Origin of the sequence: Paenibacillus sp. CH40 (assembly GCF_024213605.1) — a bacterium.
Lineage (GTDB): Bacteria > Bacillota > Bacilli > Paenibacillales > Paenibacillaceae > Paenibacillus > Paenibacillus polymyxa_B.
In genome coordinates, this window is record NZ_JANAVQ010000004.1 from 531,573 (window position 1) to 555,405 (window position 23,833).

The window sequence follows — 23,833 nt, forward strand, 5'->3', positions numbered from 1 at the left end:
GTTCAGCTCCCCCCACCATCACACGATGATTCCGTCATTAAGCCTTCTGGCTACAGCCTACTGCCCAGACGCCTCTGCTTTGTTAATTGCGGTTTCTTCATCCTCAATAATGCCGAATTCCATCAATAGCTCCTCTAGCTCTTCCATGGAAATAGGAGTAGGAACCGTCAGCATATCGTTATTCAAAATCTTACCTGCCAGCTCTTCATACTCCGCAGCCTGCTTATGTTCCGGGTTATATTGGGTAACAGTCATACGGCGCAGCTCAGCGTGCTGCACAACATTGTCACGCGGCAAAAAGTGGATCATCTGCGTGTTCAGTCTTCTTGCAAGCTCTGTAATCAGTTCCGCTTCCAGGTCCGTATTCCGGCTGTTGCAGATTAAGCCGCCCAAACGCACCCCGCCGCTGTTGGCATACTTCAATATTCCGCGCGCAATATTGTTGGCAGCGTACATAGCCATCATCTCTCCTGAGCATACAATGTAGATTTCCTGCGCCTTCTTCTCCCGGATCGGCATGGCGAAGCCCCCGCACACGACGTCCCCCAGTACATCGTAGGAAACAAAATCCAGCCCTTCGTAGGCCCCTTCTTCCTCCAGAAAATTAATGGCTGTGATGATGCCGCGTCCTGCACAGCCGACACCAGGCTCTGGCCCGCCGCATTCCACGTTCAGAATGTCACCGAAGCCCTTCTGGACAACATCCTCCAGCTCCAAATCCTCTACCGTGCCCCTTTCAGCAGCCAGATGTAGCACTGTCTGTTGGGCCTTCGTATTCAGAATAAGACGGGTGGAGTCTGCCTTGGGATCACAGCCTACGATCATAATTTTTTGTTTGAATTTGGTCGCGAGCTGAGCCAGTGTATTCTGCGAGGTTGTCGATTTGCCGATACCGCCTTTACCGTAAAACGCAATTTGTCTCATATTTTCTCAGCCTCCAAAATGTTCAATGGGTAAATCCGAATGATTACCCTTAACTCCCTTATTGCGCTTACTTCCCTTATTGCTCTGCACAGGATACATATAACGCAGAAATTTTACATATTCCAGAACGGATTCCTCAATATCCCCGCCGCATACAATAGGCAGCACGCCAGCTTCCTGCAATGCCTCTTTGGGGGCTTCGCCTATGCCGGACGACAGCAGCAATGCACAGTCATGCACCATGGAAAGGATCTCCTTCATCGTCTCGACCTTGTCTCCATTGCAATCGGCTTTCCCATGGCAGTAGGATTGCACCTTACGAATGCCTATGAAATTTACGATAGTCCCGTCGCTTTCATAGATCATGAATTCCTTGGCACGACCGAAATGCTGATTCACCTTCCCTCCGCCACGACTGGCCACAGCGATTAGGACTGGCTTTGAGGTAAAGCTTGCTTCAGGCTTATCCTCCGATAACGGGCAGCTACATCCACCCCCGGTTGACGGTTGTTTGTGGTGCGATTGTCCCTCCTTGCGTTCCATTCTCACTCTCACCTTCTCATCCAGTTCTTTCTGAAATTGTGCCCTTGCCCCTTCATCCATGGGAGGAGCAGCCGCAATGTTCTCCCATGTAAAATCCTGATTGCGATCCTCGCCCAGCAGTCCAATCGCATCCGCCCTGCACTGACGGCAATGGCGCATAATGACAGCTCCCGCCTCAGCACATTGCTCCTGCAGCTGCCGGACCAGACGGGGACGGGGGGCCCGCATCCCTTCCTGCTCATATCGACTGCCGGGTGCGATGATGAGCGGCATAATGTTGTGCAGTACCGCGCCGTGCTCCTTGACCACCCTGGCTACCTCTGGCAGATGGGCATCATTGACTTCGGGAATCAGCACCGAGTTTACCTTGCACAATACGTCTCTCGAAGCCAGCATCTTCAAGCCTGCCAGCTGGCGGTCAATCAACAGCCGCGCGGCCTCCTCTCCTGCATAGCGTTTTCCTTCATCGTAGACCCATCCATAAATGCGGCTCCCCACCACTGGATCTACAGCATTGATCGTGATCGTGACATGCGAGATACCCAACTCTACAATCCTGTCGATATGCCTGATCAAGGTAAGGCCATTCGTGCTGAGACAGAATATGACATCCTTAACTGTCTCACGGACCCGGCGGAAGGTATCGAAGGTTGCCTCCGCATTGGCCAGCGGATCTCCAGGTCCCGCAATGCCGACAACGGACAGTTGCATCAGCTGTGCCGCTACGCCATAGGTCTTGCTCGCCGCCTGCTCCGGCGTAAGCAGTTCACTAACAACGCCGGGACGGCTTTCATTGACGCAATCGAACTTGCGGTTGCAATAATGGCACTGAATATTGCATGCCGGGGCTACTGGAAGATGAATGCGCGCAAAATAGCGATGTGCCTCTTCGTTATAACAGGGATGTCGTCTGAGGGTTTCCAAGACTAAGGGGGTTTCCGAGAGATCAGCTAAAGAATCCATTCATTCCCTCCTCTCTACGTTATATTCCCTTACACAATTCTCTGTTTTTGTCTGGAATATAATTACATCTTAGAGACAGGGACAAATACAGTCAATTCGCTTCTCCATGAAATCCCCGACATTTATCCTCATTTCACATATGTGTCAAATTTTACGTTAAGTAATATATCGTACACTTTACATGTGCGCGGTTACATTTTATATTCTCAATAACATCAAGACGTAAAAAAAGAGAGTCCGTAAATACGGCTCTCCTTTTGAGATAAGAAATTTTATTTTTTTATTATATATTTTGGGAAATAGTCTCCGCTTATCATTCCTTCACATCTATTTCCGTCCCATCGACTTTCGTTCCATCGACTTCTTTTTCATCTACCTCTGCTGCCTTTGCCTCATCCACCTCTGCTGCCTCTACTTCATCCGCTTCGTCACTGCTCTCTTCCTCTATTAAGGCTTTTGGCGTGTAGAGCTTGGGAATCGGCACATTCGCCCAATCCATATCGGATGCAAAATAAAAGCTCGTGTAGGACGGCTGGTTATACCCGGTATTTTGACGTGCCACATCCATGCGATACTGCGGATCATGCATCAACGTGTATAATTTATGCGTCGTAGGTTCTGTGCTCAGATAGATACGGATTGCTGAGCTATCCGCTGTACGGACGAGCATTTCCTCGCGCCAATCTCCGAAAATGTCGGCTACCAGCGATGGCGTTCCTTTCGTATAGTTGTTCGTTTTGGTTCCAGTGGCGGTCAACAATGTACCTCGTTTCCAATCCTCAATGGTTGGGGTTACATCAATTGCACCGTTTACGATTTGTGTGGTCATATCAGCTGCCCATTTGATACTTATATTGGTACCCGGCATCTTTGTATCCAGCTGTTTACCCGCTGCGGTCCACAGGCCTATGGCCCAGGTCTCCAGACCTCGCTGATCCGGGTCTATGTCACCGACCATTCCCCGACCTGTATCCTTGCCGGAATATGCGCCGTAAATGATTTCACCTGTTTTGGCATCCCGCAAAGAATAGCCATATGGAGCGTAAGTGCCACCTTCATGTACCATAAAGATTTCTTTGCCGGGGCGATCCGGGTCAATATCGGTTACATGCAGCGCGTCACCGTGTCCCAATCTGGCGGTTTGGCCCGGAGTTGCGCTTTCAGGAGGCATGACATCAAATGAGCTGTACAACAGGTTGCCATCATGGTCAATCGTGGCAGAACCGTATACGATTTCGTCCTTGCCGTCACCATCCACATCCACCATGCTCAAAGAATGCGCTCCCTGTGTGGTCAAGGTGCCAAATTTCGGGTCCGTTCCATCACGCCCATGCGGACTATCGTTAAATGGATTGGTCATTGGTGCCCAGCCACTGTCTACCATCCAATGTTTTTGGAGATGGCGACCATCCCATGTGTAGGTAGCCAAGGTGGAACGCGTATAATAGCCGCGTGCAAATACAGCGTACGGCTTGCGCCCGTCCAGGTAAGCCACCCCTGCTAGGAAGCGGTCCACGCGGTTGGCGGGTTCAATTCGGGCCATAGCGTAGTCGCCCCACATGAGTCCATCGTCATGACGCTCCGGCTCATAGCGGATGGTATCCAGCTCAGCTCCCGTTTTCCCCTTGAAAATCGTCAAATACTCCGGTCCATCAACAATAAAGCCCTCGAACTCTCTCAGCTTGTTTTTGTCGCTCCGTGATGGGGCATATACATCCATAAAGTAGTCTGTTAGGCTTTCCGCATCCTTTCGGGATAACGGATAACTGTACTTCGGAGCGATGCCAAAGCATTCCTCCAGCGTAGCAGGCCATTGTCCCTTGACCACTTCTTCATGCTTCGTCCAGTTCATGAACATGTTCACCACGTGCCCATAATAATCCGAGCGGCTCAAACGGTAATCGTCCTCATGTGTAATCCCTGCTTTGCGATCCTCACGTGGCAGAGTAATATATTTTTCTTTTTTCGGCTTGCCCTTCTTATCAAAAGAAATCGTTTTGGTCCCTGGAGCCGTTTTGAACATCAGCTCGGCTTTACCATCGCCATCAAAATCGTACACCATCATCTGTGTATAATGTGCACCTGATCGAATATTCACGCCCAGATCAATCCGATACAATAGCTTACCTTCGGCCGTATACGCATCGACATACGTATTTCCGGTATACCCCTTCTGAGATACATCCTTGGAGTTCGACGGGTCCCATTTTACAAAAAATTCATATTGCCCGTCTCCATCCACATCCCCCACACTCATGTCGTTGGCCGAATAGGTATAGGATTCACCCGCTGGTGTTACACCATCGGCAGGCTTTTGAAGAGGAAGTTCATAGTAACCCTGTTGCCATGGCTTCACTTTGGCGCTACGATCCTTTTCTTTGCCTTTTACGACTGAAGCTACTCTGTACACCGCATTTCCGGTTCCTTCCTTATCCACATAGTTGGTGCTGTCAGTCACCGTCACGATCTTTTTACCGTCACGATATACGTTAAAGTCTGCTCCTGTCAGCCCCGTTGAACCGTAACCGTTCACTTCTTGAGCCAATAACCGCCAGCTTAAAAATACCCCCTCCTGCGTCACCGCAGCTACCAGTCCGCGATCCAGCTTTTCCAGCTGAATGCTCCCGCTACGGTTCTGTTCTACTGCAATTGCTGATTCCGCCTGCAGTGTGGGTTCGGATAAGTCTTCCGCAGCCACTCCTCCAGTTGTCCCCGTCATCGCCAGCATCGCTGCCAACGCGGCGGTCAAGCTTCTCTTTCGCCATGCGCCTTTCCCTTGAGCCATCCAGGTCGTCCTCCTCAATTGTATTGTAATGACAAGCAAATCCCTGAAATGATTGCGCTTACATAAATTAAATTTCCTTACTATTATAGTTTTGCCGTTCCCCCAAACGCGTTTAAATATCCGAGGATTTCTCTACACAAATCCGTGTTGTTTACTCATTCCAAATAAAACAGCCCTCACCAAGCCTGTATGAAAACGGCATGTTAAGGGCTGAACACCGCCAAACTCCCCATGAAGGCAGAGGAAGTAGGCAAAATCATATTCGCATAAACTCAAAAGGAAATATAAAAAACGGACAGTGGATTGTTCCCATTGTCCGTTTTCGTATTTTTCGCGCTAGCTATGGATTAGGATTCGTCTTGATTACTACAAGCTAGTGAGGGACAAATGAACTGAAATCGTCCCGACTGGACTGATCCGCATGATAAAATACTACATCCCCGTCCTGTAAATGAAAGGTATGCCCGTATGGGTCTTTTATCTCTCGGCGGTAACCCTCCAGTTGCCACTGGTTCAACAGCGGGCCATTTATATACTGTAAATGCGGATGCTCAGCGTCCCCCTGACGCAGTGACTCCACATTAAAGCGGACGACGATAAAGCCCGTTTTCTTGAATATATCTGTGTGCTCGTTTAGCTCCTGACGGCGACTGACCTCGCGCAAATCCGCGCCTTTGGTGACTGCGTAAACATCAGCAGGCAGGCTATATTCGCCATACCAGCGCTGAATCGACGCATTAGCGCGATCCACGTTGACCCCATCTGGCAGGTCTGTCTTTGGACCAATCAAGGTACGCACAGCCGCAGGCAGCACCAGCCAGTCGTAACGTCCAATCCAGGTCTTGCTGCGTGCAATACGGTGGGCATACAGAGAAACATAGCGTTCCAGTGTCAACTGGCTTTGTTGTGCTTCACTCAGCTCATGCTTGTATTGGTAGGCTGCCGCGTCCTGCATTTCCTCCATCGGCACATTGCGTAGCCGTTCATTCAAAATAACATAGCGCTTTTCCCGGTCCTCCGCCGATCCCAAACGGATAAATTTTCGACTGCCGGAATGTGTATACAGATCTACCTCTTCCCGCTGTCGCCCATCTTTGCTCACCCAATAGAACGATGGCGTGATGCGAATACCGTCCTTGGCGCTAAACATATTGCCTTTGGTCTTGAGGTCAAACTTGAAATGATAGCCTGTCTTGACCGCCACATTTGTATAACCTTCATATGGGTGACTACCGGGGCGAACGGGCAAGGTGAATGGCTCCGGGTTCCCTCTAGGCAACCCGTCAATATTGCCAAGCCCCGTCCAATAGGACAGGCCGCTATGCATTGGGCTTCCTTTTCGCTGCCGAAATACCCGCTCCCAATGGTAATCAGCAATATCCGTGATATGAAAATCATACATCCGTCCGATGACCTCAATATTCACCACATCATTGGCTACATGATGGGCGATATCCGTGTTGGCATGGCGCTGTTCGGTGAATCCGTCCGGTGCATTTTCAGCAATGGTACGGAACTCTACTGTATAGTTGCCTTCATCCACCCATACGGGCAAATAAAAGTCTGTGTCGAGCTGCAGCACCGGAATGTCGATCCAGGTACCTCGTGGATAAAATAGTGTCTTCCTTTTGTCGTACACATCGAATGGAAATCTCACCTGCTTGGTTCGTACATATTTGGCATACTCCCGATCACCATAGCCAGGAATGTTCAAATGCGGACCTGCTGTCGAGATCGTCACCCGGAAAGGGCGCTCCAAAATAAGCGCGGATCGTCCCTTCGTAGGTTGGGTTTTCTGATTATGAGCAGCATCGTCAGACACACTAGACAGATTCACTACGGGAGTGTGGACAGTCACTGTATTGATTCCCTGTATCGGGAACGTTTTATCCGCACCTCCATTGATATTTCCCTTGAGAATAGCGTAAGTGATGTCACCGCTGCTGGGCGTATTGGGTTTATTGATCTTGTGCTTTTCAATCATATGGCCCGGGCTGTACAGGGTATCCGACCCTATTTTTACGGGTTCAGGGATTTTGCCAGGAGTCGGCCCCTTTTCCTTGACACGCTGGTGGTCCATGATCGTTTGACCGTTGAATTTCACAGTATCGTTTTCGACTTCTACGTCTGGTGTAGCCTTCTGGGCCACAGGCTCCAGTGATCTTTGTTCATTGGGCACCTTCGGCATACTCTTGCCGCCATAAATATAAAGTGAACCCCCATCGATGATGCCCGGAGAAGGAGCCGGATAGTATTTTCCGTTGGTCGCTGATTCTACAGACGGAGGCGTGTAATTCCGTGGTGGAATCGTAATACTACCTCCCGGCAGTGCATAGTTGCGTAGCTGCGCGTTCTTAATACCGTACACCTCAAGGTTGTCGATCACCCAGTAGGAGTACGGTTTCACAATTTCGTATTTGTAATACTCCACGACCTTCATGTGCCGGGTATCGTTGATATCTTCCCATTCCAGATCATACGTGCGCTTCAGCTTGACGTTGTAGGTGCACTCGCCTTTGAGCTGTTGGTAGGTGTTTTGAAACAGGTAATTCCGGGCCAGCACGTTTCCGTACAGGCTTTCAGAAGTTGGAATACCCTTGGCTACATCAAAACGTGACGCGCCTCGCTGATCGGCTTTAATAACACCTGAAGCCATTGGGTCGAGGTATTTGTCCGACTGGCTACCGCTAGGTGTAGGTCGGGTGCATTTCGTGTCAAGAGGCGGCCCCTTCTCTTTGTAGTAAAGATTGACCGTGTACTGCTCAAACTTGCCGTCATACGTCAATGGCTTGAGCTGGCCGGGCGTAATGTTGCCACTTGGAGGCGCTCCGGTGGAGCTTTTCTTGTAGCCCACGTACTCGTAATTTTCATCACTTCCTGGAGTGAAGTCATACGTTTGACCAACTTTCAGGTCTTCGTTGCGTGGTGGAAACACCTTATCTAGCGGCTTGTCTGTTACAGTATAATGCTTCACGGTTAGGCCGCCTTCCAGTTCGATCTTGAACAGGATCGGCTGGAAAATACGGTAGGCTTCTACTTCCTTCGCACAGTTAGAGCAGCTCTCCAGCTTTATATCTCTAGGTCTATCAGCGTTTAACCGTATATTTACTGTGATTGGGATTATCGTTGTATCAGTTCCTATTCCCTTTTTTCCAAAAGGTCGAACATCCGAATCCTTAGTCCCCCCTTTGGGGCCGCCACTTATTGAAGTCAGATAGTCTCCATAGGTATCTGACCGAGATTTTGTAAAATACTTTATATAATCAGGATTGTCTTGGTTAGCTTTTGCTGCTGGATCATACAATTTTGCTTCGACATTCTTAATCTTACGACCTGGAAAATTAAACTTGTAGGTAAATGTGGCTTCACCCTGCATATCCTTATTGGGTTGCTTACCACCATCTGTGACCCAAGTCCCTGCGGTATTCTTCCACATATCGAAGTACATCATGCCGACAAAGTAGCGATCATTCTTGTCTGGATAGTAGGACAGTGGCGTAATTTCCGTATCGGCTGCTGCCTTGTTGGTAGGAAAAAAAAAAGGTGGGAGCTGCAAGAATAGCAGTACCCCCACCAGCAATACGGCCAGAATGCGTTGTGCGGTCTTCATGTGCTTTAGTTACCTTTCCAAGGGCTGATCATTAGCGGTATATAATCTATCGATGCGCCATAAAAACCAATGTATTGAATGTCTTGGAGTTTAAATGATTTGTAATCTTTGATGCCATAGTACATTTCGTCAGCCGAAGAATAAATTTTATAGAAAATCATTTTTGTCCCATCCCCGTTATCTTGGGTAAGTTCATCCATAGGATAACGGTATCTCGTATCTTTACTCTTAGTGACATAGAACAATGGGCTTGCTGTAGATATAGTTTTAATTCTGACTTTCAAGTAAGGAACCCCTTTTAAGGTGTATGGTTCAACTGAATACACATCACGCAATAATTTGATTGGAAGATCCGAATACTTAAAAATTATAGTTTTTGTGTATTCTTGACCATTTAGATTTTTAAGCAAAAACGGGTCTTTAGCAAATAGTTTCTTATACGGCTCGATACTCACCGCCTTATGCCCCGTATCCTCCAGCGCAGCAATTTCCTTCTTCCCAATCCAGACCCAGCGGCTGACCTTATCCCACTCTACCGTTTGCCCCAGACCCTCACTTACCAACCGCAGCGGCACAAAAGTACGGTTTTGCTTTAAAATAATCTTTGTCTCATACGTTTTGGTCTGTCCATCCACGGTAGCGGTATTTTGACCCACTGTCATGTTAACGGCATGTGCATCATTTTTAATCGACACAGCCAATTGGCCGCCTGTTTTCTCCCAGCCTACCTTAGCCCCTAGCGCTTCGGATACAAAACGAATCGGTACCATCACATAATCGTTACTATCCTGAAAAGGTTTAGCATCTGGAAACTGTATTTTTTTCGCGTTTAACAAGACTTCAATGGGTTTGGTGCTGCTTGCTGCCTCCGTCGTTGGAATCGTACTTGTCGCGCCCCATAGCAACGTGACTGCGGTCAAACTCAACATCCATTTCTTCATACTCATCTCTCTATCCCCTTTGTCAGCTTAAACTTTAAACTATGTATATCATCTCTAACCTCATAAACTTATCGCATCCCCACTTTCGGAAAATACTGGATACAACTTATATATTATAGAGTTTCCCTATTACAAAATCTATAAGAAAAGCTTCTAATATAGAGTATTCCAAAAAATAGACTCTATTGAGCAATCCCTCCCCCTAAATCATAGAACTGACTCTTTAAAAAAGTTATATTCCCGCAAAATATCAACAAAAAAGGGCTGCCTCTTCCCTATGAAGGAAGAAACAGCCCGTGTGCTTCACGCGCAAAAAAACTATGAATATATCAGATCATACCACCATATGGATTATTCCAGCATCATCCAATATTTCTTACATCATAAATCATACCGGACTAAAAATCAAACGTTACTTTTCTCTCACGAAACATTTCAAAGATCATTCATGTATACCTGGACTTCCAGCTTGATAGAGTTGCTCATACACGTCCTTGTTGACCATCCTCAGCCCAAACAATCTGCGAATACGCTGTCCCGGCTTGGCCTTGAAGGTCACTGTCGCTTGATCCTTCCCCTCCAGATATGCAGCCGGAATAGCGGCATTAATATTGTAAAACTTATCAGCCTCATCAAAACCTTCACTAAAATGCTCAAGCAGATGACCGTTAATCAAAATATCAAAACCGCAGTTAGGCATTTCCAGCGTAGCTGTGTAGGTAATGACCAACAGCATCGGAGCAGATGGATCTGTATTTAAATCAAAAGAAAACCAGCCATCAATTCCCGCATTCCGGTAAGGTCGGTTATTCACATATCCGGTGCGAGTCGAAGCATCTCCCTGGAAGTTATGATCCCGCTCCGGCTGCATTTCTCCGGGTTGGGCAAAATCAATCGTGCACTGCTCCAGAATCGCCAGCTTTTCGCGTGCTGCTGTGTATTCCTGTTCCGCCTCCTGCCACGCTTCCTTCGTAAAAATGTCCCAGTATACGGAATACGTACGGTCATGCATTTTATACAGAGGAAACAATTCCACATCCCGGGGATGCCCTGCATTCAAGGTACGAAACGTATTCGTCTTGCCCTCCACAGGCTGTATCCAGGCATCTAGCTCCTCCGTTAGAGGAATGAATACGGGTGTGTACAGGAAATCCTTGGCTTTAGGATCTTCTAAGGGTCCCAGGTCGCCTGCCAGCACCAGCGGTCCATACATGACAGCCGCCCGATCCGGGTTATCCGGCATCTGCTCCAGTCTCAGCGACATCGGAATTGTCACCTCTACAGCATCACCGTCAATCCATGTTCTGGCGATAGAGATGAAGCTGCCCGGTTCCGATGCAACCGATTGTTCCTTGCCATTTACACGAATGGTAATTCCTTGTTCAGCCCAATATGGATAGCGGATGAGTAGCGTAAATGGAGCTGGTTGATCGCATTGAATCTCCAGCGTCGTATGATCCGTCTCTGGATAGGAAGTGTTTTGTTTTAGCGTAACACCTCTGTCCTTCCATTCCAGCGTGGAGGCAATGAACTGATTGACATACAGCTTATCGTGATCGTGAAAATAAATGCCGCTGCCGTAGCTCGCATGGTTTTCCATCCCTGTGCCGACACAGCACGTAAAATCGTCAAATTTGCTTTCAAAATGCTTGTGCCCGCCCATCGCCAGCGACAGAAAATACGTTACGCCCCCGTGAACCGGGTCCTGCGAAGCCAAAATATGATTGAATAGACCTCGCTCATAAAAGTCCGCTTCCTTGGCGGAAACATTCCATTGAAACAGATGATTGGTCAGCTTAAGCATGTTATAGGTGTTGCATGTCTCCGTCGTATGAGGCCCGATGCGATCATTCAAGCCATCTGGCGCTCCAAAATATTCTCCAAAACTATTCCCCCCAATGACATACGAATGATGATCCACCACCCGCTCCCAAAAAAACTCCACCGTTGCCCGGCGTTTCGTGTCATTCGTGAGCTCATATTCCTTGGCAAGCCCGATCAGCTTTGGAATCTGTGTATTGGCGTGAATGCCCTGCAAACAGTCTTCCTGCGAGCTAAGCGGGTCCAGCACCAGCTTGTGCCAGAAGCACTCAGCCAGCCACAAGTAGCGCTCTTCCCCGGTATCCGCATACAAATCGGCCAATACCTCATTCATGCCTCCATATTCGCAAAACATCATCTGCTGCATCTGCTCATCGCTCATCGGCTTCATAATTCCTTCGAGCCAGTCCGCCAGCTTACGCTCCACATCTAATGCCTTATTACAGCCTGTCAAATGGTACGCATCCCGCAGGCCAGCGAATAACTTGTGTAGTGTATACAAGGGGGCCCAGGCACCGTTCAGGTCAAAGCCCTTCGAGCGAATATTTCCAGCAGACACCTCTTCAAAAAGTTCCTTTCCCCCTGGAATACCGGATACATATCCGTCACCATGCGCCGCCTGACAAACGTCCAGTTCATCCGTAATGTAATGTGCGATTTCTTTAAAACGCTCATCGCCTGTTGAAGCATACATCATGGAACAAGCGGACAAATAATGTCCCAGTGTATGACCGGAAATAGTCATCGCTTCCCAGCCTTCATATTGAGGCGCTTTGGGCGTAAGTCCGGCATATTCCCGAAAACGCGCCAGCAGGCGGTCTGGTTGAAGCTCCAACAGATAAGATCGGTTCAGCTCCATCGCCTGTTTGAAGGGACCTTCAACCAATACCACCTCGTTCAGTGCGAACGGCCTTGCTTTCATATGGGCTTTTGCTTTAAGAGTCACTTTCCGTTCCTCCTTTAAGGCGAATTTGGGATAAAAAACGCATATCAGACACAACGAGCCGTTACGCGCCGCTGCCAGAGGTTTGCCCCCACTGCTGGTACAGCTGCATTCTCGCCTCTGTAATGCCGGGATGAAACTGAATCAGCGCATGCTTACGCGCAAAATGGACCTCACGGATCGCCTCCTGTACCCGCTGTTCCCCGCCTGCTCCGCCGAGTCCAGCGGCATGGAGCATGGAAGCGGCGGCTAATCGACCTTGGGCCATCGCGACCAGCCCGCTTTCGATGCCGGTAATATTGCCGGCAACGTACAGCCCTTTGAGCGAGGTTTCCATTCGCTCACCATGCAGTGGAACATGCCCGCCTAGCTCAGGGCTGTACACGAATTTGCACCCGGCTACCGCCGCCAGCTCAGCGAGCGGATACAAGCCGCCGCTCAGCGCCACGAAGTCGGCGGGTTCGACGCGCTCGCTGCCGGGAATAGGCGAGCCGTCCGGTTTAACGTGGACCAGGGTCACGGATTCGACCCGGTCCTGCCCGTTGACGGACAGCACCGCCGTCCGCAAACGGATCGGGATATCCCACAGACGGAAGCCTCTGTGGGGATAGCAGCACGCGATGAGTTTCTCCATCCGCATCGCAGCTGCCAGCTTGCCGCCGGCGCGCATCCAGGCGGCCGGGGCCAGCCCCGATAGCTGAAGCAGCAGCTTCGCGGAGGCTGTCGGATCTGCGGCTGCACCAGCCAACGGATTGGCGCACGGCAGTGTAATCGCCGCCACCTTTACCCCGGCAACGGACAGCTCGCGGGCAATCGCCATCGACAATACATTCATGCCTACTATGATGCCGCGTTCTCCCGGCTTGACGTAATGAACATTGGTCATCACCTGCGCAGCCCCGATGGACATTACTCCTGGCAATGTCCATCCATCCAGCGGAACAGGAATTTCGGCAGCTCCAGTTGCCAGCAATACGTAATCCGCAGTGAACAATCCACAGGAAGTGGAAATTTCCCACGTTGTCGTATATTCCATGCCATGTACGGAAACGCCGCAGCGAATGTCCACCCCAAGCTCCACGCAACGGGTAATCAACTCATCCGAAACGTGTTTTCCAACCCACCAGCCTTGACTGCCTTCCTCATGATATTGCCCAGGCATACGTCCACCCGGCTCTGTAAACTCATCCAGTACCGTGACTGGCAATCCTTGCTCAGCAGCCGATACCGCTGCGGACAATCCGGCGGGACCCGCCCCAATGACGATGAGATGCGCCATTTCATTCATGTCACAATTCTCCCTGTGATTTCATTCGAAAGCTGCCGTCCGGTTTCCACCACCATACCTTCCTCCAGCTTGGTCAGGCAGGAACGGACGGTACCGAACGGATGAACCGTCAGGCGGCATTCGTTACAATGCCCAATGGCACAGTATACACCTCTGGCCGTACCGGATTCCTCATGCCTTCTCAGCAAACGGACACCGCTGGCCAGCAGTGCTGCTGCCAATGGCTCTCCAGCCAATCCCTGCATGGGACGACCGTCAAAAATAAAAGATACCTGCCGCCGTTCCGGCTTTGGTCCCAAAATAGGATGATTTACAATACGCATGCGGCTCATAAAGAACCTCCCTCTGCTAGCTGCCCGAACGTTATGGGACGCACGGGAGGCCTTTGGGATAACAGCTCCGCCTCCCGGCGGGCGGCAGGAACCTGATTGTAAAACCATGACTCCACCAATTGTCGGCATACCCTACCCTGACATGCCCCCATCGTCACCCGTGTAGTCATTTTAAGCTGGCGCACGGTGTCCGCGCCCATGCGGCAGGCCTGCTCCATCTGTGCGATACTCACTTCTTCGCAGCGACATACGAGCAAATGACCTGATGCACTCCCAATCGTCTCACTTCGTCCCGTCACCCGTTTACTCATAGCTAATCGCGCAGGTTTTAATCGCTGAATAAAAGTCCAGCGCCGCCTGGCCCTGCTCCCGAGTATGTGAGCTGGATTGCTTCAGACCGCCGAATGGAGCCTGGTATTCAACACCAGCCGTCTCCTGATTAACCCGGACCATACCGGCGTTCGCCTCATCCAGAAACCGGTGAGCCAGCCGTAAATCGCGGGTGAATAGAGAGGCGCTTAATCCATAAATAGAATCATTGCACAGTCGAATCGCATCCTCGAAGTCGTCCGCCTGGACGACCCCCATCACAGGCCCAAAAATCTCCTCCTGAATCAAAGGATGGGACGAATTCAGTCCAGTCGCGACCAGTGGACGCACATAATACCCGTTCTCCGTCCCGGCGGTGGCTCCGCCTTCAGCCAAAATGTCGGCTTCCCGGCGGGCGAGTGATATATAGGACATGACCTTCTCATACTGACCTGCGGATGCCACAGGTCCAAGATACGCACTGGGGTCCAGCGCCTGAGCGATCTGAATTTTTCCCACCGCTTGGCGTAAGGCTTCCGTGAACGTCTCATAGACAGACTGTTCCACAATCACCCGACTGGTGGCCGTGCATTTTTGCCCGGCTGAACGGAAAGCTCCGCTGGCAATCATCGCCACCGCCTGTGCTACATCCGCGTCCTTCAGCACCACAGCGGCATTTTTACCGCCCATTTCGGTCTGGTACTTGATATTACGGCGTGCACACCGTCCCGCAATGCCCAAACCTGTAGCAGTAGAACCCGTGAAGCTGACCGCATCCAGTACCGGATGCTCCAGTAAGGCATCGCCGATGCGGTTACCTTGCCCAATGACTAAGTTCAGTACGCCGGGCGGAAGCTGCACCGCCTCGAATAGCTCGGCGACCCGTACTGCAGTTAATGAAGCATGTTCGGCAGGCTTCCAGATGACCGTGTTTCCGCACAAGAGTGCAGGGGCGATTTTCCATAGCGGAATAGCTACCGGAAAATTCCACGGCGTAATGACAGCCGTTACCCCCAGCGGAATACGCTTCGTGTATTGGAGCACTCCCGGCTCATTCGAAGGGATAACTGTGCCGATGGAACGTACGCCCTCTGCCGCATAGTACCGGAGCAGATGGACACCTCGCATGACCTCTCCGCGCATCTCGGTAATCGGCTTGCCCATCTCACGGCTAGCCAGCTCAGCCAATTCAGGTAATGCTGCCTCTAGTAACCCGGCTGCTTTGAACAGATAAGCTCCCCTCGCTGCGGGACTTAGCGCGGCCCAGCCCGTCTGAGCCAGCCGTGCCGCATCCCCGGCCTGTGTAATATCGCCCGTCTCTGAAAAATGGACGACTCCCACCTCCTCCTTCAAGGCCGAAGGATTGTGAACCACCATTTCCTCGCCGGAAGGGCTCAGCCACTCACCGCCGATCCAATTTCGGCTCTCCATCGTCTTCACCTCCATTCAGGATGATACTTCGCTTGGACGAACCGCCACCTCAAATGCTTCGCGAATGCGGTCATAATCCGACTGCGGCAGCGCAAGTCTGGGCGGACGTGTCGGGCCGACCGGAAATCCAGCCAGCTCCATCATATATTTGATGGACTGTACCAATTGCGGGCTGGCATCATAGTGGAACAGCGGCAGCAGCCTGCGATACAACGCGGACGCTTCCGCCATATTTCCCGCCTGCGCAAGTCGGAACAGCTCTACCCCTTCCTTCGGCAGCGCATTCGGTACCCCCGAAATCCAGCCTGTCGCGCCGAACAATGCCCCCTCCATCGCCAGATTATCTACTCCGACCATGACCTCCAGCTCTGTCTGATCCAAAATAGCGTGAATACGCCGTACATCACCGGAAAATTCCTTGACTGCTACGATATTTTCAATTCGCGACAAGTCCGCAAGAATATCTGGAGTCAAGTCAACCTTGTAATCATGGGGATTGTTATACGCAATGATCGGCAAGCCCACCTCCGATAATGCTTCATAATGGGCCGTTACCTCGTGAGGCAGTGGATTGTAATTAATGGGCGGCAGTGCCATGACACCCGCAGCCCCGGCATCCTTCGCATGCTGAATCCAATGCACCGCCTGTTTGGTGGACGGAGCCGCCGAGCCGACAACAACCGGGACACGCCCTGCCGCAGCGTCAATTACGGTATGCACAACCTGCGACCGTTCCTCCGGGGACAAAGCCGCATATTCTCCCAGCGATCCCGTAGGAACCAGTCCGCTAATGCCGTTTGCAATCAGATGCTCGCATAGCTCGGTCAGACGCTTATGGTCTACCTCCAGCTCTGCCGTGAACGGTGTAACCAAGGCCACATATACACCTTCAAAACGCGCCATATGCTCACCAACCCTTTCCCTTCTTTATTTTCATATTGAGCATTCGGGTTTGATGCAAAATGCTCACATCAGCAAAAAACCTTCTTTAAGCGGGTCCTCGGGGTCCAACACAAATTGATGATGTCCCGTCACCCAAGCCGAGCCTGTAATTTGTGGAATGACTGCCGGATAAGGACCTATCTGCGTCTCGCCCACGATTTCAGCCCGGAACATAGAGCCTGTGATGCTTTCATGTACAAACGGCTCATGTAAGCCCAGTTTTCCCTTGGCGTGCAGCACCGCTACCTTGGCCGAGGTTCCTGTACCACAAGGGGAACGATCGATCCCTCCCGGTGGGATGACGACGACATTGCGGCAATCGGCCTGTGGAGCCACAGGCTCCCCGTAAAATTCAATATGTGTCAATCCTTGAATAATCGGATTCTCAGGATGTACTACCTCAACAACAGCATTTACTGCCTCCCGAATCTGTACCGCTGTTCGTACAATTTCGGCCCCATTGCTCTGCTCCAGTGCAAGACCGATGGAAGCCGCCTCTACAATGCCGTAAAAGTTGCCTCCATACGCAATATCCAGCGTGACTTGCCCGATACCCTCTACCTGGACCTTCACCTCACGGCGATACACAAAAGAAGGGATGTTTGTGAACGTTACTTGTCGCACCTTGCCCGCATCCACCTCCAGCCGCACTTGAACCGGGCCTGCCGGAGTGTCCAGCAATATCGATTTTTTATCCTCAGCAATCAGCCCACCTTCCATCAGCGCTGTACATACTCCAATCGTATCGTGACCACACATCGGTAAATAGCCGCCAGTCTCTATAAAGACCACCCCCATATCTGCACCTGGATGACAAGGTTCTGTTAAAATGCAGCCAGACATCACCTCATGCCCTCGCGGCTCGAACATCAGCAAACGGCGAAAATCATCATGATGTGCTGCCATATAAGTCATTTTTTCCAGCATCGTATGACCTACCAGCTTAGGCGCGCCGTGAATGACCGTCCGCGTCGGATTGCCTCCGGTATGGGTATCAATGGTAGTAATTCTGCCCGGTACACTCATCCGGTTACCTCCCCGTGAACCTCGTGGCTGGTAAAAGCCTCGCCAAATCGGTCATATCGCAACGGCTCCACCGGAATGCAAGTGGATTCACCCCGTGCCATTTCAGTCACCAGCTTACCCGTCACCGCCGCAAGACTAATGCCATCCCCCTCATGACCAGAAGCGATATACAGCCCCGGTACTTCGTCCACTGCCGATACAATTGGCAAATGATCAGGTGTCCATGGACGCAAGCCGGTATACGCCCGCATCAGCGGTACATTGGCTAAAGCAGGAAAAAAACGAATGGCTCTGCGGGCGATTAAGCGAATCACTTGCTGATCGACACTTGTGTCCATACCGACAAACTGACGGCTGCTGCCGATCAGAATGTTTTGGAATGCGGTTGGCTCGAATACCAGCGCTACACCGTATTTTTCATAAAGCTCATCCACACTCCGCTGACCGCCAAACTTGCTCATCAGATAGCCGAACTCCATTACCTTGCGGTTACCAATGGAAGGCATTCGGGCAGACACCAGTATATGTCCTTTGCGCGGCATGATCGGAAGGTCCAAACCGAGTGAATGACCGATGCTGTGTGTCCACACACCTGCCGCCAATACCACTGCACCTGCATGGATAGCGCCATTGGGCGTCTCTACCCCGCAGACGTTTCCCCCTTCGTCCTTAAGGACAGATTGTATCGGTGTGCGGGGCATTAGCCTCGCTCCCATCCGACGCGCGGCCTCGGCCAGTGCATACGTCATCAACACCGGATTCACAGTGGAATCTGTCGCACACTCCAGTCCGCCCGGCAAATCTTTCGCTAAATGCGGCCATTCCTCTCGCAAATCCTGCTGATCCAGCATGCGAAACGGAAGTCCTTCCTGCTGCTGACGGGATACCCATTGCTCAGCTGCTTGCATCTCCTGATCGTTTTCACAGACCAGAATACTGCCAGGCGCACGATACTCAAACTCATCCTCCAGTTCCCTAGCCAGCTCTGCCACCAGCTCCTGCGATACCAACGACATTCGACTGTCAAACCCGGGCTCTTTGTCGATTGCCAATATATTTCCATCACAACGGGACGAAGTGCCTCCAGCAATCTCCCCTCGCTCAGCCAGCATGACCTTCATACCGGACTTAGCCGCATAATAAGCAATGGCTGTACCGATGATTCCACCGCCTACAATGACCAGATCCGCGGCATCATGTTTCATTCGCTTCCCCTCCCTTCGACCGTTTTAATCTGTTTGAGAGGTATTTTTTACAGCTTAAGCGTAAAGCTTTGTGTCACAGGCTTGCTCAGCTCATCATAATCCCGCAACTGTACGGTGAACGTATACGTCTTGTTGCCTGCTCCGCTGTCTGCTGTTCCGCTAATCGTTCCTGTAAAGCGGTCCAGTGTGAAGCCTGCGGGCAGTTGACCGCCTGTCACCGTCCAATCGTAAAACGGTACGCCTCCTTTGGCCTCCAGCTTGGCCGTGTACGCTTTGCCTTTGACGGGTGCTGGCAGTTCCTTCGTCATGATTTCTGGCGCGAGGAAAGGAGTCAGGTCCTTACGCAGCGGCCAGCCTGCTTTTTCTGCTACCAGTAGCGAAAGCTTCGTGTTCATCCAACGGCGGGTCGGAAACAGATGGCGCCAGCCTCCATTTTGTCCGCTCAATCTGTCGACTTCTGCAAGCTCTCCAGAGAGATGATAGCTGTCATCCAGCGCGGCTGGTCTGTGCTGATAAGCCATAATATCCGGGTCATTGCCCGCTGCTTCCTTCAGCGCTTTGACACCTGGGAATGTGTCGCTGAATACAATTGCATGACCGAATTCATGCATGATTAGCCCATGCACATCCGTCACTTTGGACAGATCGGATTGATACCATTCTTCATCGTCCACGGATGTGAATGGAATCGCATCATCATAGAAATCCAGAATCAAACTATAGGAACGGTTCAGATTCCCCGGGACGGTCACACCGTTACGTGTATGATAATTGCCGTTCGTGGCTGGAAAGCCCGTAGAATAAGGCCCGTTCAGCCCTCTCATAAACACCCACATGCCTTTATAGGGTTTGTCATTTGTCACCTGTATTTCATTTTGCCAATCGTCTCCTGGCAGATGGTTTACCTCCGCGTTGGCAGGAACCTCATCGAAAGGAGCCAGATCAAAGAAATAGAACCAGTCCTTTACCGCCAGTTCTGCGGCTTTTTTGGTAGCTGCATCATTGAAATAAGGCCTGATCGTATCGAATCTATAGTCAAAATGGAGGGGAACGGTGGGCTCTTTATTATCGTCCTGATCCAGCACGCGAATCGGAATGGACTGAGTAGTCGTGTGACCATCATTTCCAGCAACGGACATAGACAGCGTATAGTTCTCTATTTCACCGTTTCCTCCAATCCGGTCAGGATGGATGGCTAGCCGGAAATCTTTTTCCTCCTGTGCATTGGCAAAAGTCAGCGTTTTGCTTGCACCTTGCGCCGACAACGTACTTGGCAGATCCATCATCAGCCGGGACGTGCCCTGCGCATTTAACGTAACCGTTAACGGAAAAGCAGCATCTGCTGGCGGCTTCACTTTAAGCTTTACATACGGGTTGGCCAGATATCCTTGCCAATCAACCAGATCTATACCATAATCGTTCACCGTCCGACTAAAGATGTCGATGACTTTTACATCCGACTCCGCTTCGGCATAAGCCGTCTGTTGCCCAGGAATAGCTGGTGTCAAAGCCACTATGAGAGAAGCTGCCAGCGTGGTCAGCCATATTTTGGTGCATCTTTTATACGTGTTCATTTCATCTCCTCCATCTCGTTTTTGGATGACTTGCAGACCAGATCAATTGAACTGGAAAGTTACTTTCTTACAATAAAAGCAGATCCTTGGGTGAGGAGGTCAGAACCTTGACACCGTCATCTGTGATCAGCACATCGTCCTCAATCCGAACCCCGCCGAAGCCTGGAATATAAATGCCCGGTTCCACAGTAAGGACATGACCTGGTACGAGCACAGATTTACTTTCGCGGGACAGCCGTACCTGCTCATGAATTTCGAGACCAAAGCCGTGACCCAGACCGTGACCAAACTGCTCCCCATATCCGTAAGAGGCAATCACATCCCGCCCCAGACTGTCTCCCTCCCGACCGCTTATGCCGGGGCGAAGCCCTGCAATCGTCTTCATATTTGCTTCCAGCACAATGGCATACAATTTCTCATGTTGTTCTGAGGGCTGGCCTACGAATACGGTACGCGTGATATCGGATAGATAACCACGCACATTTGCGCCAAAATCCATTGTGACGAACTCGTTCTGACCAATTTCCTTGTCACTGGCCAGTCCGTGCGGCAGCGCCGAACGCTCGCCTGAAGCGACAATGAACGCAAAACCGCCTGATTCCGCGCCTGCGAGCCGGAGCTGATATTCCAGTTCCGCCGCAATCCTCCGCTCTGTAACCCCAGGCTGAATATAATTCAGCACCTCCGTGAAGGCAGCATCGGTAATACGCGCAGCTTCGCTAATGGTGCGAATCTCTTCTTCGTCCTTCACATCGCGCAGCCGTTCAATGACATCCTCCGTTTGTACGTACTCCAACGAGCCCAGCGCGGCTTGAAGCTGTCCCGACTGTTGAAGTGTGACATGTCGGCTCTCCAAACCCAGTCTGTGGACACCCAATTTACTTGTGAGATCAGCCACGGTGTGGAAGATTTGCGCCTCATGCCGAATAACTGAATATTCCACTGCCTGATCTGTTGCCTGCATCATATAGCGGAAATCCGTCACTAAAAAAGCCTCTTCCTGCGTAACAAGCGCAATTCCAGCGGAGCCTGTAAATCCGGTCATATAACGTCGATTGGGTCCATGTGTGATAAGCAGTGCATCTATCTCTAGAGCCGGGAATTCCGAGCGTAACCGGGCCAGTCTGCCAGGAACACCCTGTAACGGTTTTGTCTTTTGACTCTCTTCCTCTTTCACTCGTACGCCTCCTTATTCCACATCTCTTTTCAGGGCATATGCCTTGGAACACACTCTCCACTTGCTTTGAACACATGTATGCTCTTCTCGCTGCCGCATTCCCGTAAGTCCTGCGCCCAATTCTCCGTCTCTTTTTCAAGCATATCAGCGCGTCCCAGCTTCCTTTTAGCCTTTAATCCCTGTCAATGTGATGCCTTCGATAAAATAGCGTTGTCCGATAAAAAATATCAGGACGATGGGAGCCAAAATCGTGCTGGAAGCCGCCATCAGGTAAGGCCAATTGGTATTGTTTAATCCCCGGAAAGTCGCCAGCCCCAGCGCTAACGTAAAATGCTTTTCGTCACTTAAGTAAATAATCGGGCCCAAAAAATCGTTCCACACATCAATAAATGTAAATATTCCGATCACAATTAATGCAGGCGAAGATAAAGGAATAATGACGCGCCATAGTACAGTCAGAGGCGTACCTCCGTCCATATAAGCCGCTTCGTCCAGATCGCGTGGGATCGTCAGCATGAATTGTCGCATCAAAAAGATGTTAAACGCCCCTCCACCGAACCATGCAGGAACAATCAGCGGCAGAAATGTATTCAGCCCGCCCAACTCACGCCACATCACGAAAGTGGGAATCAGCGTCACCGCGTAAGGCAGCATCATCGACCCGATCAGCAGGGAAAAAATCAGATTACGTCCAGGCCAGCGCAGACGGGCAAAGGTAAATGCCGATACAATTGAGGTCAACATCACTCCTGCCAGCACACATACCTCAATCATGAACGTATTCATAAAATACCTGCCGAACGGTACCGAAGTCAGCGCTTCGGGGTAATTGCTCCATTGAAAAGGAGAGGGTATCCACTCTGGCGGGAACACGAAAATTTGGGATGTCCCCATCAGAGAGCTGCGAATGAGCCATGCAAATGGCAACAGCATTAAAACACTACCTATAATTAAAACGACATACAGTACAACACGGCTGATTGGGAATGGTTTGGAACGGGTGGCGGTAGCAGGACTTCGGGAGCGTTCAGGCTGTGGCAACGGATGTTGTGGTGTTTCTGAAGGATTGACAGAAGATGTGACCTGATTCATGAACGTTCCCCTCCTTCATAGTGAACCCACTTTTTGGATGTGGAGAAAATCAGAACGGTTAGCACCATGATGACGAAAAATAAGATCCAGGCCAGCGCTGAGGCGTAGCCGATTTTAGTCTCCGTAAAGGCCGTACGCCACAAGTAGAACACATAGAACAGGGTTGAATTGTTAGGTCCCCCGTTGGTCATGACATACGCCTGATTGAAGGCCTGAAAGGTGCTGATTAAAGACATGACCAGATTGAAAAAGATGGTCGGTGTCATCGAAGGAATGGTAATGTGAAAAAATTTATGCCACCTATTGCCGCCGTCTACCTCAGCTGCTTCATACAGATGGGTGGGAACCGACTGAAGTCCCGCCAAAAAGATAATGACCGTGTTCCCGATCCCCCAGGTGCTCATCATAATCAGCGAGGGTATTGCAGTGCTCTCGTCATAAATCCATTTGCTCCCTGGCAGTCCAACGCCCTCCAGCAGCGAATTTAACAGACCAAAATCCGGGTTGAACATCCATAGCCACAGCATCGTGTTGGCAATACTCGGCACAATGGTAGGTAAATAATAAATCGTACGGAACACCGACAAACCCTTCACCTTTTGATTTAATAACAGCGCAATGATAAAAGCTGCCGCCAAGCCTAGAGGTACGCTGCCCAGTGCATAATATGTGGTCACGAACATGGATTGGGAAAAGGTAGCATCCTCGGTCAAAATGGTTCGATAATTGTCCAATCCGATAAAGGTCATCTGTCCGCCAATCGTCCAATCGGTTAAGCTGAATACGAACGAGGCCGCGATCGGTCCAATTGTAAATATCATTAATCCGAGGATGGCAGGAAGCGCGAATAGCAGACCCCAGTTTCGCTCCATGCGCATCATTCCTGATTTTGGTCGCTTCATGGGCTGTTCTCCTTTCGCAGCTGTC

17 protein-coding genes are annotated in these 23,833 nt (G+C 50.6%); all 17 read right to left on the reverse strand.

What is annotated here, in order from left to right:
• Nucleotides 1-57 precede the first annotated feature (57 nt).
• A complete protein-coding gene (nifH, locus tag NLX73_RS15675) occupies nucleotides 58-924 on the reverse strand; it encodes a nitrogenase iron protein (protein WP_061831012.1) in 867 nt (288 codons plus the stop codon).
• A 6-nt stretch (nucleotides 925-930) separates the two neighbouring features.
• A complete protein-coding gene (nifB, locus tag NLX73_RS15680) occupies nucleotides 931-2,430 on the reverse strand; it encodes a nitrogenase cofactor biosynthesis protein NifB (protein ID WP_254326623.1) in 1,500 nt (499 codons plus the stop codon).
• 313 nt (nucleotides 2,431-2,743) lie between these two features.
• Nucleotides 2,744-5,215, reverse strand: a complete 2,472-nt coding sequence (locus NLX73_RS15685; protein ID WP_254326624.1) for a rhamnogalacturonan lyase — start codon at nucleotides 5,213-5,215, stop codon at nucleotides 2,744-2,746.
• Nucleotides 5,216-5,588: 373 nt separating this feature from the next.
• Nucleotides 5,589-8,825: a DUF5704 domain-containing protein gene (locus NLX73_RS15690; protein ID WP_254326625.1), complete on the reverse strand. Its 3,237-nt coding sequence runs from the start codon at nucleotides 8,823-8,825 to the stop codon at nucleotides 5,589-5,591.
• A gap of 5 nt (nucleotides 8,826-8,830) precedes the next feature.
• Nucleotides 8,831-9,772 carry a copper amine oxidase N-terminal domain-containing protein gene (locus tag NLX73_RS15695; RefSeq protein ID WP_250267575.1) on the reverse strand — a complete coding sequence of 314 codons (942 nt, stop codon included), beginning with the start codon at nucleotides 9,770-9,772 and terminating at the stop codon, nucleotides 8,831-8,833.
• 436 nt (nucleotides 9,773-10,208) lie between these two features.
• A complete protein-coding gene (locus NLX73_RS15700) occupies nucleotides 10,209-12,509 on the reverse strand; it encodes a glycoside hydrolase family 127 protein (protein ID WP_254326664.1) in 2,301 nt (766 codons plus the stop codon).
• 85 nt (nucleotides 12,510-12,594) lie between these two features.
• Complete coding sequence (locus NLX73_RS15705; RefSeq protein ID WP_254326626.1) at nucleotides 12,595-13,818, reverse strand: NAD(P)/FAD-dependent oxidoreductase; 1,224 nt, start codon at nucleotides 13,816-13,818, stop codon at nucleotides 12,595-12,597.
• On the reverse strand, nucleotides 13,815-14,150 hold the full coding sequence (locus NLX73_RS15710; RefSeq protein ID WP_023987257.1) for a (2Fe-2S)-binding protein: 336 nt from the start codon (nucleotides 14,148-14,150) through the stop codon (nucleotides 13,815-13,817). Before NLX73_RS15710 ends, NLX73_RS15705 begins: the two co-directional genes overlap by 4 nt.
• Nucleotides 14,147-14,461, reverse strand: coding sequence for a (2Fe-2S)-binding protein (locus NLX73_RS15715; protein ID WP_254326627.1), 315 nt, complete (start codon nucleotides 14,459-14,461; stop codon nucleotides 14,147-14,149). Before NLX73_RS15715 ends, NLX73_RS15710 begins: the two co-directional genes overlap by 4 nt.
• Nucleotides 14,454-15,890 carry an aldehyde dehydrogenase family protein gene (locus NLX73_RS15720; protein ID WP_254326628.1) on the reverse strand — a complete coding sequence of 479 codons (1,437 nt, stop codon included), beginning with the start codon at nucleotides 15,888-15,890 and terminating at the stop codon, nucleotides 14,454-14,456. Before NLX73_RS15720 ends, NLX73_RS15715 begins: the two co-directional genes overlap by 8 nt.
• 15 nt (nucleotides 15,891-15,905) lie before the next feature.
• Nucleotides 15,906-16,793 carry a dihydrodipicolinate synthase family protein gene (locus NLX73_RS15725; protein ID WP_254326629.1) on the reverse strand — a complete coding sequence of 296 codons (888 nt, stop codon included), beginning with the start codon at nucleotides 16,791-16,793 and terminating at the stop codon, nucleotides 15,906-15,908.
• A 63-nt stretch (nucleotides 16,794-16,856) separates the two neighbouring features.
• A complete protein-coding gene (locus tag NLX73_RS15730; RefSeq protein ID WP_254326630.1) occupies nucleotides 16,857-17,858 on the reverse strand; it encodes a proline racemase family protein in 1,002 nt (333 codons plus the stop codon).
• A complete protein-coding gene (locus NLX73_RS15735; protein ID WP_254326631.1) occupies nucleotides 17,855-19,063 on the reverse strand; it encodes an NAD(P)/FAD-dependent oxidoreductase in 1,209 nt (402 codons plus the stop codon). The genes NLX73_RS15730 and NLX73_RS15735 overlap by 4 nt, the downstream gene beginning before the upstream one ends.
• Before the next feature lie 47 nt (nucleotides 19,064-19,110).
• Nucleotides 19,111-20,637, reverse strand: a complete 1,527-nt coding sequence (locus NLX73_RS15740) for an Ig domain-containing protein (protein WP_254326632.1) — start codon at nucleotides 20,635-20,637, stop codon at nucleotides 19,111-19,113.
• Nucleotides 20,638-20,704: 67 nt separating this feature from the next.
• The gene (locus tag NLX73_RS15745) at nucleotides 20,705-21,814 is read right to left on the reverse strand and encodes a M24 family metallopeptidase (RefSeq protein WP_254326633.1); all 1,110 of its coding nucleotides are present in this window, start codon (nucleotides 21,812-21,814) and stop codon (nucleotides 20,705-20,707) included.
• A 165-nt stretch (nucleotides 21,815-21,979) separates the two neighbouring features.
• A complete protein-coding gene (locus NLX73_RS15750) occupies nucleotides 21,980-22,906 on the reverse strand; it encodes a carbohydrate ABC transporter permease (RefSeq protein ID WP_190298712.1) in 927 nt (308 codons plus the stop codon).
• A complete protein-coding gene (locus NLX73_RS15755; RefSeq protein WP_235307454.1) occupies nucleotides 22,903-23,808 on the reverse strand; it encodes a carbohydrate ABC transporter permease in 906 nt (301 codons plus the stop codon). Before NLX73_RS15755 ends, NLX73_RS15750 begins: the two co-directional genes overlap by 4 nt.
• Nucleotides 23,809-23,833: the final 25 nt, after the last annotated feature.

What these genes read in the sequence shown, in the direction of transcription:
- nifH (WP_061831012.1), bottom strand. Translation starts at nt 924, where the DNA reads ATGAGACAAATTGCGTTTTACGGTAAAGGCGGTATCGGCAAATCGACA.
- nifB (WP_254326623.1), bottom strand. Translation starts at nt 2,430, where the DNA reads ATGGATTCTTTAGCTGATCTCTCGGAAACCCCCTTAGTCTTGGAAACC.
- NLX73_RS15685 (WP_254326624.1), bottom strand. Translation starts at nt 5,215, where the DNA reads ATGGCTCAAGGGAAAGGCGCATGGCGAAAGAGAAGCTTGACCGCCGCG.
- NLX73_RS15690 (WP_254326625.1), bottom strand. Translation starts at nt 8,825, where the DNA reads ATGAAGACCGCACAACGCATTCTGGCCGTATTGCTGGTGGGGGTACTG.
- NLX73_RS15695 (WP_250267575.1), bottom strand. Translation starts at nt 9,772, where the DNA reads ATGAGTATGAAGAAATGGATGTTGAGTTTGACCGCAGTCACGTTGCTA.
- NLX73_RS15700 (WP_254326664.1), bottom strand. Translation starts at nt 12,509, where the DNA reads ATGAAAGCAAGGCCGTTCGCACTGAACGAGGTGGTATTGGTTGAAGGT.
- NLX73_RS15705 (WP_254326626.1), bottom strand. Translation starts at nt 13,818, where the DNA reads ATGAATGAAATGGCGCATCTCATCGTCATTGGGGCGGGTCCCGCCGGA.
- NLX73_RS15710 (WP_023987257.1), bottom strand. Translation starts at nt 14,150, where the DNA reads ATGAGCCGCATGCGTATTGTAAATCATCCTATTTTGGGACCAAAGCCG.
- NLX73_RS15715 (WP_254326627.1), bottom strand. Translation starts at nt 14,461, where the DNA reads ATGAGTAAACGGGTGACGGGACGAAGTGAGACGATTGGGAGTGCATCA.
- NLX73_RS15720 (WP_254326628.1), bottom strand. Translation starts at nt 15,890, where the DNA reads ATGGAGAGCCGAAATTGGATCGGCGGTGAGTGGCTGAGCCCTTCCGGC.
- NLX73_RS15725 (WP_254326629.1), bottom strand. Translation starts at nt 16,793, where the DNA reads ATGGCGCGTTTTGAAGGTGTATATGTGGCCTTGGTTACACCGTTCACG.
- NLX73_RS15730 (WP_254326630.1), bottom strand. Translation starts at nt 17,858, where the DNA reads ATGAGTGTACCGGGCAGAATTACTACCATTGATACCCATACCGGAGGC.
- NLX73_RS15735 (WP_254326631.1), bottom strand. Translation starts at nt 19,063, where the DNA reads ATGAAACATGATGCCGCGGATCTGGTCATTGTAGGCGGTGGAATCATC.
- NLX73_RS15740 (WP_254326632.1), bottom strand. Translation starts at nt 20,637, where the DNA reads ATGAACACGTATAAAAGATGCACCAAAATATGGCTGACCACGCTGGCA.
- NLX73_RS15750 (WP_190298712.1), bottom strand. Translation starts at nt 22,906, where the DNA reads ATGAATCAGGTCACATCTTCTGTCAATCCTTCAGAAACACCACAACAT.
- NLX73_RS15755 (WP_235307454.1), bottom strand. Translation starts at nt 23,808, where the DNA reads ATGAAGCGACCAAAATCAGGAATGATGCGCATGGAGCGAAACTGGGGT.